The organism is Thermogutta sp., assembly GCF_039793925.1.
Classification (GTDB): Bacteria; Planctomycetota; Planctomycetia; order Pirellulales; family Thermoguttaceae; genus Thermogutta.
In genome coordinates this window covers 33,543-45,622 of record NZ_JBAMME010000207.1, presented here as the reverse complement: position 1 = coordinate 45,622, position 12,080 = coordinate 33,543, and the positions used below count along the sequence as shown (strand labels likewise).

The 12,080-nt window shown below is 55.8% G+C and carries 10 protein-coding genes; 7 read left to right on the top strand and 3 right to left on the bottom strand.

The features are described from left to right. The 6 genes from ABJK56_RS08495 to ABJK56_RS08470 form a co-directional block, all read left to right on the top strand. On the top strand, window positions 1–2,010 hold a 2,010-nt coding region (locus ABJK56_RS08495; RefSeq protein WP_347244236.1), incomplete at its 5' end, for a PAS domain S-box protein. Between the two features lie 76 nt (window positions 2,011–2,086). Continuing rightward, a complete protein-coding gene (locus ABJK56_RS08490; RefSeq protein WP_347244235.1) occupies window positions 2,087–3,316 on the top strand; it encodes an HD domain-containing phosphohydrolase in 1,230 nt (409 codons plus the stop codon). Window positions 3,317–3,319: 3 nt separating this feature from the next. After that, on the top strand, window positions 3,320–4,573 hold the full coding sequence (locus ABJK56_RS08485; RefSeq protein WP_347244234.1) for an HDOD domain-containing protein: 1,254 nt from the start codon (window positions 3,320–3,322) through the stop codon (window positions 4,571–4,573). Window positions 4,574–4,589: 16 nt separating this feature from the next. Next, window positions 4,590–5,774, top strand: a complete 1,185-nt coding sequence (locus tag ABJK56_RS08480; RefSeq protein WP_347244233.1) for an HD domain-containing phosphohydrolase — start codon at window positions 4,590–4,592, stop codon at window positions 5,772–5,774. 223 nt (window positions 5,775–5,997) lie between these two features. After that, on the top strand, window positions 5,998–6,993 hold the full coding sequence (locus tag ABJK56_RS08475; protein ID WP_347244232.1) for a protein kinase: 996 nt from the start codon (window positions 5,998–6,000) through the stop codon (window positions 6,991–6,993). Between the two features lie 18 nt (window positions 6,994–7,011). Continuing rightward, window positions 7,012–8,106: an SUMF1/EgtB/PvdO family nonheme iron enzyme gene (locus tag ABJK56_RS08470; protein WP_347244231.1), complete on the top strand. Its 1,095-nt coding sequence runs from the start codon at window positions 7,012–7,014 to the stop codon at window positions 8,104–8,106. Window positions 8,107–8,190: 84 nt separating this feature from the next. Here the strand turns inward: ABJK56_RS08470 and ABJK56_RS08465 are convergent, their stop codons facing one another. After that, a complete protein-coding gene (locus ABJK56_RS08465; RefSeq protein ID WP_347244230.1) occupies window positions 8,191–8,445 on the bottom strand; it encodes a hypothetical protein in 255 nt (84 codons plus the stop codon). A 592-nt stretch (window positions 8,446–9,037) separates the two neighbouring features. On the opposite strand from ABJK56_RS08465, the gene ABJK56_RS08460 reads away from it, so the two are divergent. Continuing rightward, window positions 9,038–9,193: a hypothetical protein gene (locus ABJK56_RS08460; RefSeq protein ID WP_347244229.1), complete on the top strand. Its 156-nt coding sequence runs from the start codon at window positions 9,038–9,040 to the stop codon at window positions 9,191–9,193. A gap of 63 nt (window positions 9,194–9,256) precedes the next feature. Here the strand turns inward: ABJK56_RS08460 and ilvB are convergent, their stop codons facing one another. After that, window positions 9,257–11,050 (bottom strand): biosynthetic-type acetolactate synthase large subunit, encoded by a 1,794-nt coding sequence (ilvB, locus tag ABJK56_RS08455; protein WP_347244228.1) that lies wholly within the window; start codon window positions 11,048–11,050, stop codon window positions 9,257–9,259. Between the two features lie 303 nt (window positions 11,051–11,353). Continuing rightward, the gene (locus ABJK56_RS08450; RefSeq protein WP_347244227.1) at window positions 11,354–12,061 is read right to left on the bottom strand and encodes a PTS sugar transporter subunit IIA; all 708 of its coding nucleotides are present in this window, start codon (window positions 12,059–12,061) and stop codon (window positions 11,354–11,356) included. Between the last annotated feature and the right edge of the window lie 19 nt (window positions 12,062–12,080).

The following is a 12,080-nucleotide window of genomic DNA, read 5'->3' as shown; positions in this document are numbered from 1 at the left end:
GTGACTCCCATAGTCGGTGCGCATCGTCTGGCAGTTTCCAACGAGCCATCATGGTTCCTTCTCGTCTGGCCGCTCCGAGGGACCTTGCCCCCTCAAATTCTGGCTGCGGTAATCGAGAACCATTGGTTGGACGGGAACAGGCAAGATAGCTGGCGGAGTCTGTACGACGACGAATCGGCTGTACCACCTGCAGAGCTTTTTGCCATGCTGCTTTTGGAGTTGGAATGGCAGCAGAAGGAGAAACTTCTCCAGGCCGAGAGGCATGTGGAGCAGCTCCTTAACGAACGGATCTCATTGAAGACGTCCCACGCCGAGGCTGTGGCGAGTGTGGTGGCTGAACGTGAGCAACGGCTCCGGGAGCAGGAGGAGCACTATCATCAAATTCAAACCATCATGCGTAAGGCGGCTGACGCCATCGTGACGCTTAACGATACGGGAACGATTCAGTCGGTCAACGAAGCCGCGGAAGAAATCTTCGGTTTTTGTGAAAGTGAGCTTATCGGTCGACCAATGGATGTACTGTTGGGACCGGACCGGGGTGCGGCGTCCTCTTTAGAGGTTTTGTGCCAGGCCCTGAAGAATGAACGCCAGGTGCGCGAGGTTCAGGGACAGCGGAAGGATGGGACGACTATCGATCTCGAGCTTTCGGTCAGCGAGGTGTGCCTCGGGCAGGAACGTCGCTACATCGTGATTTTCCGTGACGTCACGATTCGCAAGCGACTGGAGGAGCAACAGCGTCGACTCCATCTGATGAATCAGATGATTCTCAACGCGGCGGGAGACGGCATCGTGGGGGTCGATCAGGAGGGACGCATCACGTTTGTCAATCCGGCTGCGTCCCGCATGCTTGGTTGGCAATCCGAGGAGCTTCTGGGGCGTTCATTTGGCGAAACCGTGCATCAGCCTGTTGCGCAAGGTGGAAACCACGGGAGGAGAGAATTCTCCCCGATCAAGGGCTCAGCTTACTCGGCGACGCCCGCCCTCATGCAAACCGTATTCCGACGGAAAGATGGAAGCACATTCCCCGTGGAGTGCAGCAGCCAGCCCATCCGGGAAGGAGAGCGGATTACCGGCCAGGTCATCACGTTTCGCGATATTTCCGAACGGCAGATGCTGGAGGCCAAGCTGCGCCAGGCTCAAAAAATGGAGTCGATCGGCCAGTTGGCAGCCGGTATTGCACACGAGATCAATACCCCTACCCAATACATTGGGGACAATATTTGTTTTGTCCTCGAAGCATACAAGGAGCTGAGCCCCTTGTTTCAGGCCTGTCTCGAAATTCGCAGGCAGTTGCTCAGTGAAGAGGCGATCCAGGACGAACACTTGGCGGCCCTCTACGACGCGCTCCGCGAAGTTGACCTGGATTATCTGTATGAGGATGTTCCGCGCGCTCTCAATGAAGCAATGGAAGGCGTGCGGGGTGTGGCCAAAATCGTGCGATCAATGAAAGAGTTTTCGCATCCCGCGGCAGAGGCCAAGCAGGTGGTGGATTTTAACCGATGTGTCGAGAGTACGGTTACTGTGTGTCGAAACGAATGGAAGTATGTGGCCGACGTCGAACTCGATTTGGACCCGCAACTTCCACCTGTGTATTGTTCGCCGGGCGAAATGAATCAGGTGTTACTCAATTTGATTGTGAATGCAGCCCATGCTATCGGAGAGAAATTGGGCGGAGCTACAAATGAACGGGGAAAAATTACGATTTCGACGCGCTGCCATGGGGATTGGCTGGAAATCCGCGTCAGTGATACGGGCACCGGTATTCCAGAGGCCATTCGCGATCGGATCTTCGATCCGTTTTTTACGACCAAACCAGTGGGTAAGGGAACGGGACAGGGCCTTGCCATCACGCACTCGATTGTAGTGGAAAAGCACCACGGAACAATCGATGTTGAAACCACCCCCGGGGAAGGAACGACCTTTATCGTACGCATTCCCATTCACGATCAGGAGGATAAAAAGCCAGGCTCCAATTCACCAGGCGCGTTTCTCGATTTGGTGACCAGGTGATAAAGGCTGGAAACCGGTGGGCATGCCTGCCTGGGATTGTCCGTAGGTGATTCTCGCGAACCGGAGTGAACAGGCCATGAATTTTTTGAGATCCGTGCTTCTGGAAAACAGAAAGAGACGGATTCTCCTGCTGGATGACGAGCCGGCCGTGGTCCGTTCCCTCGCCCGGGTGATCACCCAGTTTCGCAGTGACTGGGAAGTCGAGGCTGCCACCGATCCGGAAGAGGCATGGCGCCGCTTGCAGCGGGAGCGGTTTGACGTGCTGGTGACAGATGTGCGAATGCCCAAAGTGACAGGTTTGACGCTTCTGGAACGGATGCAGATGGATCCGCGCACGGCATGTATTCCGGTGGTGGTCGTAACAGGGTGGGGGGACCATGAGATCAAACTGCGTGCCCTCGAATTGGGCGCTATTGACCTGCTGGAAAAACCTGTGGAACCGCGCTATCTGGTTGCCCGATTGCAGCAGGTCCTGCGGTGGAAGGAGGGACAGGACATTCTTGCCGCGCTTAACGTGCGTTTGCGTCGCATTCTGGACCGGCACCTGCGCGAGCTGACTTCTGCACGGATGGAAACCATCTTCCGGCTGTTGATGGTCATTCAGCACCGCAATGTGGATTTGGCTCAGCACAGCGTACGAGTGGCTGTCTATTCCAAAGTGCTCGCACAATTGCTGAAGCTGGAGGAAGGTGAGTGTCATGAGATCTTCTGGGCGGGAATGCTTCACGACGTGGGGAAGGTGGCTCTGCCCGACGCTTTACTGGTGCGCGCGGGTATGTTCAGCCCTGGGGAGACGATTCTTTGGCAAAAGCACTGCCAGTATGGAGAACAGATTCTGCGCGGGCGGGCACCCTGGTCGAGCATGCTACCGACCAGAGAAGACGGCGATGCGGGAATATCATCGATTGTCAAGACAGCTGCCCAGGTTGCCATTAGTCACCATGAGCGATGGGACGGCACGGGGTACCCATATGGGCTGGAAGGCGAGGCCATACCGTTGCCAGGCCGCATCGTGGCCATTGCCGATGCCTTCGACCATGCAACTCACCCGCTGGCCTGGGCGCAGCCGTCTCCTCTTATCGTACTGCCAACGTCCGAAGTGGCCGACCGGACGTTTGATCCGCGAGTGCTTGAGGTGTTCCGTTCCCACGAGGATGTCTTTCGGAAGCTCACTGATCAATTGCGGAGGATGCTCCCCAGCGATGAAAGGTGGCCGGTGAATCCGGATGGTCAGTTATTCGGGGAATGGGAGAGCGCTGCCGGACTCAATTCGGACAAGTCGGGTGCGGAGTGTTTGTTGGAGTAAGCGATGAAGCGGATCATTTTCGTGGACGACGACACGAGAGTGCTGGAAGGTCTCCGGCGGCTGATGCGGGGATTTCGTTCTCAGTGGCAGATGGAATTTTATGACAATCCCCTCACGGCTCTTGAGCAGATCGAAAAGCAGCCACCAGACGTCGTTGTCAGCGACATTCGGATGCCTGTTATGGACGGTGCCGAGCTTTTGACACAGGTTCAGCAGCGGGCGCCGGCCACCATCCGAATAGCCCTGAGTGGCCAATGCGATCGGGCAGCGGTGATGCGGGCCATTAAACCTACTCATCAGTTCCTAGCCAAACCATGCGAGCCGGAGATACTACGTAAAACTCTCACCCGGCTGAGCGAACTACGTGATCGTGTCATCAACGAGGAGGTTCGCGCAGAGATTTCGCGAATAGCAGCACTTCCGGTGATACCGGAAACGCTGGACCATTTGCGGCGTGTTCTCACGCAGGACGATGTGGGTATCGGGGCCGTGGCCAGGCTGATGGCAACAGACGTCGGTATGTGCGCCAAGGTGATGCAGCTCGTCAGTTCCAACTTTTTCGGGACGCAGCGCAGCGCGTGTTTGCCGGAGGAATCAATACGAGCACTCGGGATGGATGTTATCCGGCCGCTGGTCTTATCACAGGACGTGTTCACGCCCATCCCGCTCGAAGAGGACCTCAGTCATTTAGGTAGGTTTTACAATCGGCTCTGCCGCACCGTGGCCCGGGCGGCACAGCGAATTGCCGAGATAGAAAATGCAGGCGAACCCTTTTGCACGTACAGTTATCTCGGGGGGCTTTTTGTCAAAGTCGGTGTGATCATCTATGCCGCGCTGGATATCACAAAATATCAGCAAATCTTCAGACTGGCTGTGGAGGGGCACGGATCGCTCAGGCAACTGGAAACTCAGGTATATGGAGTCGCTCGGACCCAGGCGGGCGCGTATCTTTTCGCTCTCTGGGGACTCCCAGAAGTCGTTGTGGACGCGGTGATGTATGCGGATCGGCCCTCTGCATCGCCGGTGGTGGGATTTACCCCCACTACAGCAGTTCATGTAGCCGAGTCAACGGTTCAACGCCTGGTGGGACTCATTGGCGGAGGTGAACCGTTCCTGGATCGAGAATATCTTCGCACAATCGGCCTGGAGGACCGTTTGAATAAGTGGGAAAAAGAAGTGGAGCGGGTAGTGCATGAAACATTACGGCAAGAGGACCGCGAGGCAAGTGTGAAAGAACCGGTTTTTCGGGTGACATAAACAGAGCGAAAAACATATGAGTGATAAAATCCTGTTTGTCGATGACGACGCTCATATCCTTCAGGCGTTCCAGAGAACGCTTCGCCGGAAATTCAATTTGGAGACGGCCCTGGGGCCCGAGGAGGGACTCCGCTGTGTCAAGGAAAAGGGGCCGTTTGCCGTGGTCGTGTCGGATATGCGGATGCCCAACATGAACGGGGTGGAGTTTCTGCGACAAGTCCGCGAGATCAATCCCGATACGGTGAGGATGATTCTGACGGGCAACGCCGATCAACAGACGGCCATCGACGCAGTAAACGAGGGATACATTTTCCGGTTTCTGACCAAACCGTGTCCACCGGAAGTCTTGGGTCGTGCTCTGGAAGCGGGACTGGAACAGTATCGTCTCATCACGGCCGAGCGCGAGCTTCTTTCGAAGACCCTGGCTGGCTGTATCCGCGTGCTCACGGACATTCTGAGCCTAGTAGCCCCCGAAGCCTTCGGGCGGGCCCTCCGCGTGCGCGAGATTGTGGCGCGTCTGTGCCGGGAGCTTAATGTCCGCGATTCCTGGCAGGTCGAGATTGCGGCAATGCTCGCACCGATCGGATGTATTGCTATGCCGGACGAGATTGTGCAGAAAGTTTTTCGGGGCGAGGCCCTCAAAGAGCACGAACAGTTGACCTATCAGACGCATCCCAGGATTGCTTATGACTTGCTGAGCAAGATCCCCCGGCTTGAACAGGTGGCTCTCATCGTCGCTTATCAGGAAAAGCTTTTCGACGGCCGTGGATTTCCAGCCGATCTCGTCTCTGAGGATGCGATCCCACTGGGATCCCGGATACTGAAACTGGCCATGGATTGGGACGACCTCCTTCAGGCGGGGATTTCTCCCGAGATGGCGCTGGCCGAAATCATGGATCGTCACGGCTGGTACGATCCCGCAGTTGTGGCGGCGCTGCGGCGCACGCTCAACCTCAATCGCGTGTGTGTGGTGCGAGAGATGAAAGTTTCCGATTTGGTGGATGGCCTAATCCTGGCTGATAATGTGTACTCCGTCAATGGAACGCTACTTTGTAGCAAAGGCCAGGAAATCACCCCGGCGATTCGCTTCCGCCTGCGCAATTACGCGGTGAATGTGGGTATTGCCCGCCCGATTCGCGTCTTCGTTCCTGCGGTTAACGGGCCGGAAAGTCTTGAGAGCCAGTTGACGTCCAACGGGTGACCTCCGCTTTTGGTTTCGCTTTGTCATTCGTTGTCTCGTCATCAGTTCCGCAAAAAGCAGATCAGTTGACGATTAACCTCTGTACGGGCAGTTCGCAGTTTGATTCCGCCGCCATTTGAGCAGTTTTCCCGATGCTCCTTTAAACCAGTTCTGGAGTGTATCATTGACGGTGGTCTATCCCTCGCACTGAAGACTGAATTAACACGGTTGGCGGGGCGCCATCATGATCATTCGCTGTCCGTATTGTTCGGGCACGCTGGAAGTGGGCGATGACAAACTACCCGACAACTTGGTTTGTCCCCATTGCGGTCGACACAATCCTTTTGAATCACCTACTCTATCCGTTCACCCGAAAGATCTCATCGCTCTTGGTCATTTTCAGCTCCTAGAGCATATTGGGACTGGAAGGTTTGGGGAAGTCTTCAAAGCGCGGGATATCAGGTTGAATCGCATCGTGGCCCTCAAAATCCCCCGCACAGAGATGATGGACGAGGGTACGAAGCGATGGTTTTTACGAGAAGCCCGGGCGGCAGCGAAACTTCGCCATCCCAACATCGTGACTATTCACGAAGTGGGACTCGCTGATGGTCGAATCTATATTGCAAGCGATTTTATTGAAGGGTGCACGCTAGCGAACTATTTAGCAACAACTCGCCCCGCCCTGTGTGAAATTGTAGATATTTGCATCCAGGTGGGTGAGGCCCTGGTTTATGTCCATCAGGCGGGCGTGATCCATCGCGACTTGAAACCAGGAAATATTCTCCTCGATGCCGGGAAGCGGGCCTATGTGACCGATTTCGGCTTGGCGAAAGAACTGGCCACTGAGTCGACCCTAACTGCCGAAGGGCTTGTCCTGGGTACACCATCTTACATGTCACCCGAACAGGCCAAAGGAGGAGCATGCCACGCCGACGCCCGGAGTGACGTCTTTTCGCTGGGTGTGATTCTCTACGAGATGTTGGTGGGCAAGTTACCGTTTGCTGCGGGCAGCGTCCATGGCTTGTTGGACCAAATCCGGTATGTAGATCCTACTCCACCCCGCCGACTTAACAAGCGAATCCCCAGAGATTTGGAGACAATCTGCATGAAGGCTCTGGCTAAAGAGCCAGTGGCCCGCTACCAAAGTGCGACGGAGTTTGTAGAGGATCTTCGACGGTTTCGCGCGGGATTGCCCATTCGTGCAAGACGGGTGGGCTGGATGGGGCGGACGGCACGTTGAGTTGAAAGAAATCGCGCTTTGGCAATCACACTGTGCGGGATTGTTTTTTTGACGCTGCTTGTGGCCACACTTCTAGGAGTGCAACTGTATCGGAACTGGTCGCAATTCCGCCAGGTTGTTCTCGATACCGTTCCCTCGGGGGCGAATGTCGTTTTTATTCCCGTTGATCAGGACATAGGCGAACCGGTTCCCGAGAAGGCCACGGCCCCGAAGAAAAGCCCAGTCCAGCAACGTCTTCTCTTTGGAGACTACCGTGTGGTGGGCTATCTGCCTGATGGTCGATTTCACGAGGTTTATCGCCACGTGCCGCGTGACCAGAAAGAACTCCCCTCCATTTATCCTCATCGTTCCTGGCAATGGAATGGAAATCAAGTGACCTTGGCCCCAGTCAGAATCCCAAATCACTTCGTCGCGCGTGATATGGCACTCGTTCCTGGTGGCGAGGTGACCATCGTTCCACTGAAGGTGCCCTCAACTTCGGAGAATATTTTCCCCACGCCAGATCGCGAATTTGTACCCAGTTTTTTCTTGGATACGAACGAAGTTTCGTGTAAAGCATTTCGCGGTGACAAAGGTGAGTTGCCTGATTTTAAGGGCTGCCTCTCGGAAGAGCCCAATGACGATAATCCAGTTACGTGCATATCTCTCGATCAAGCGGTGGCATATGCCGAGGCTCGTGGCAAGCGATTACCCACGGAAGCGGAGTTTCAGCTTGCTGCCGCCTATTTGGAACGTGAACGACCCAGGAGTACTGCAAAGAAAGTGAATGTCACGTTCAGTTCGCTCACAGAAGATTCTGGTGAGGTTGTCCTTGTGGACCCCCAGCACCCGATCAAGGGCCTCCTGTCGAACGTGGCGGAATGGACGGTTACGACAGCCTTCTTGCCCGATTTGAGAGAGTCGCCAGGAAGAACCATGCGCGGCCGGGTGGTTTGGGGAGCGACCCTTTCGATCCTCGAACGCAGGCCGGATACAAGCGAGACCGGCAGTTGGGGTATCACTCGGCTGGTTCTTCACGAGGGGAGCAAGAAACCCGGCCTCGGATTCCGGTGTGCGCGAAGCGTTAAACCTAGGATCGCCCCGGAAGATTTTGTACGTTCTGTCAAACCGTAAGATCCTTGGGCGGTCGCTCGACTTCACCAGTAAAAGGTGCTTTTCCCCTGTTTTTCCGGATTGGTCCTTGGATCCGGCTGTGTTTCACAAATCGTCGGCTTTTGCAGGTGTGCACTCGATGGGATCTGCAAGAAGCACGATGTAACATGTATCGTCGTAGTTTACGATCACCACGGACGTGGAGGCGGTTTCGGGATCCGGGCTGACGCACTGAATTTTATCGGGGGGAATATCTTGGATGGGCCCCTCTGGTTTCGCAGTAACCTGGGCACCGTGTCCGATCATGGTTTCGCCCTTCAGGTTTTCCGGCAGTCCGTTGGCTGCAGCGACAATGCGCACTTTCTGCAATTTCGCGATGATAGTCTTTCCTTTGGGGAGATGAAGCCGGGCGAACCACGGTTACCCACCAAGTCAGCAGTGAATCCCGGAGGCGAACACGGTGTAAGGATAATCGGCGGACATTGAGGTGGAATCTTGGGATGGACTTTCTTGCTAACGGCTGGGGGCACGACCACATGTGACGGACGGCGAGCCACCTCGTAGTTTAGTTGAATAATTCGTCCATCTGGCTTGAAGCAATTGCCCTCAGAGCAGGTCGGAGGATCAGGACAGGCGGAGGCACTGCTGCACTGGCACGAACCCACGGTACGGCGAATGGCATCGGAATACAGGACCGTCCCGGGAGGCCAGTCAACCGGGCAAGCCATGCCGTAGTAATAGTACCGGGACTTGATGGCGGAGGCGGTACATAAACGCAGTATTCGTAAAACACGCAAACGCAGGTTCCTCGCGTTTCCGCGGCTGTACTGGTCCTCCCACATTGACAGCCGTCATCGCTTTGCGCCACACTTCCGAAACACACCATCACAGAACACAGCGCTACGATTCCCAGCGCTCCCGCTGGGGCCCACTTGGGAGTCAGAGAAATGACATGGACCTCCTGATTGAAAAGACACTGGTTATTACACCCCACGCCTACTGCGTGTTTACGATCGTGCGGATTAGCTCAGGAATTAAAGGCGATGTTGACTTCGCCGCCCCGATGTGTCAAGCCCCTCATATGTACTATAACTGCCGATATATCTGAGGGGGTAGTCGCCCGCCTGAGAACCAGCGCCGAAGTTCACGCCCCACGCACTCTGCCGTGCTCTCACTCCCGGATAAGCTCACGGATGGTCATTCCCGAAGGAATCATGGGCAACACGTGTTCCTGATAAGGCACCAGCACATCGAGGAGGAATGGCTCCTCGCTCTCGATGAGTTCTTTCAGGCCGTCCAGAAGTTCGGACTTGTACCGGATATGGCGGGCCTTCCAATTGAAGCCTTTGGCGATGGTCACAAAATCCGGATAGTGGTAGCGGGGGGCAAGCCCCTGGCCTTGTCCGACCGCCTCCGGCTCGTCAATCGGACCGAGATAGGTATGTGCCCGATTACGGGCATGGAACCGGTCTTCCCACTGGACCACCATCCCAAGATGCTGATTGTTGAGGAGCAATACTTTGACGGGGATTTTTTCACAATAACAGGTGGCCATCTCCTGAATGTTCATGAGGAAACTGCCGTCCCCGTCGATGTCAATGACCAATTTATCTGGATGTGCTATTTTTGCGCCCATGGCTGCGGGCAGGCCAAATCCCATCGTTCCCAGACCGAGGCTAGACAGCCACGTCCGCGGTTTCCGGAACTTGTAAAACTGGGCCGCCCACATTTGATGCTGACCCACACCGGTGGTGATGATTGTGTCACGATCTTTGGTGAGCTTCCAAAGCTCGTAAATGGCCTGCTGTGGAAGAATGGCCTCGGGATGTTCCCGATATCGGAAGGGCTCTGTCTCCTTCCAGTGTTTGATCTTTGCAAGCCAGTCGGAAATGTCCTCCGGTGGCTCGATGATCTTGTTGAGTTCTTCCAAAGCGTATTTGAGGTCGCTCACAATGCCGATGTGAGCGTGCTTCACCTTGTTTAGTTCCGAAGGATCGATATCGATATGGACGATTGTGGCGTACTTGGCGAATTCGCTTACTTTGCCCGTCACTCTATCATCAAACCGCGCTCCAAAAGCCAGGAGCAGGTCGCACTCCGCCACCGCGTAATTGGCGTAGATGCTGCCATGCATGCCCAGCATGTCAAGCGACAATGGGTGATCGCCCGGGAATCCGCCCAGGCCCATGGCCGTCATCGCCACCGGGATGGACGTCTTTTCGACAAACTCACGAAGCGCATCGGCCGCACCGGATGTGATGACACCACCCCCCGCATAAATAACGGGTCGCCGTGACTTTTTCACCACTCGGGCCACTTCGCGCAGTTCTTCCAGCCGTGCCAGCCGGGGAATCGGCTTGTAGCCGGGTAGATCCATCGGGACATCGTAATCGGGCACGGTCTGGGCAATCTGCACATTTTTGGGAATGTCGATCAAAACCGGTCCGGGACGCCCTGTGCTGGCGATGTAAAAGGCCTCCTTGAACACGCGGGCAAGGTCATTAACGTCCGTCACGAGATAGTGGTGTTTTGTAATGCTCCGGCTCACCTCAACGGTGGGAGTTTCCTGGAAAGCGTCGGTCCCGATAACAGATGTCCCCACCTGGCCGGTGATCGCAATGATCGGCACGCTGTCCAGCTTGGCGTCGGCGAGGGGGGTGATGGCGTTCGTCGCCCCCGGACCGCTGGTGGTCATGAACACGCCAACTTTCCCGGTGGACCGGGCGTATCCCTGAGCCGCAAACCCGCCGCCCTGCTCATGCCGCGGAAGTACGACGCGAATCTTATCCCGGTACCGAGTGAGGGCCTGATGAATGGGCATACTAGCCCCCCCGGGATAAGCAAAAACCACTTCAACGCCGTGATTCACAAGCGACTGCACGACGATCTCAGCGCCGCTGATGGGTTCGCGTTTGACTTCGATTTGAGGACTATAAGTTTGTGGCGCTTTCGTTGCCGTGCTCACGGGTCTCGACTCCTTTTTCAGTTCTGACTCAAGCGGTCCGGGAATCGACTCCACTCCACCTGTACGCTCCGACGTTTAACCGCGAAAAAATTACTACTATTGCGCGAAATTCAGTGAAGAACGCTGCGGCTTGCGGTACCTTCACTTTGATCAAAGATACGGGCTAGCCGAACTCTTTTCAATGATTACTCACCCAGGAAATTATCGGCTTCCTCGCCATAAGGGTTCTTCCGACTGCCAGAACCGGGACTGTCGTCTGCCCAAATAAGACAGGTGCTCGTGACTCATCGGTTCGCGCGACTTTTATAGCGCAGACTCCGTTTCCGCGATGAGATTCCGGATCGCCTCCGGGTCGTCAAGCTCCCTCAGTTGGGGGAGAAAGCCAGGTTGCGCGAGGATCCGGCTAAGCCGGGCGAGCGTTCGGAGGTGGCCCCGGTCATCCACGGAACAAATTAAAAAGAAACAGTCTGTCAGGGTTCCAGACTCACTTCCGAACGGGATACCGCTTGCTGTTCTTCCGAATGCAAGAAACGGTTGGCCGAGAATACGGCTCAAAGGACGTCGCGGGTGCAACAGCGCGACGCCATTTTCCAGCGCCGTGGGGTGCATTTCTTCCCGGGCGAGCACCGCCTCGGCCATCGCTTCGGGGTCCCAGAGCCATCCTGTGCGGGCAGCAACTTCCGTCATCCTTCGAATAACCGCGATGCGAGTTTTTGCCGCCAATGGCACTTCGATCGCCTCGGGGGGTAACATCTCGGCAATGGAAATGTCGCTTCCTGGACTCGCCTTGCTTCGAAGTTGGTGTTCCATTTCCGCCAGATCTTCATCCTCCGTTGCCAGCCCGATACGTCGCTCGAGCCAGTGGTGGATTTCGGCTCGCGAGAATCGCCACTGACCGGCGACTTTACGTCCGGGGATTTTGCCGCGTTCGGCCAGCCGCTGGACCTGCTGCGGTGTGAGGTGCAGGTAAGAGGCCAGTGACGCAAGATCAAAATCTTCAGTTTCCGACATCTGATCTATGCCCAGTATT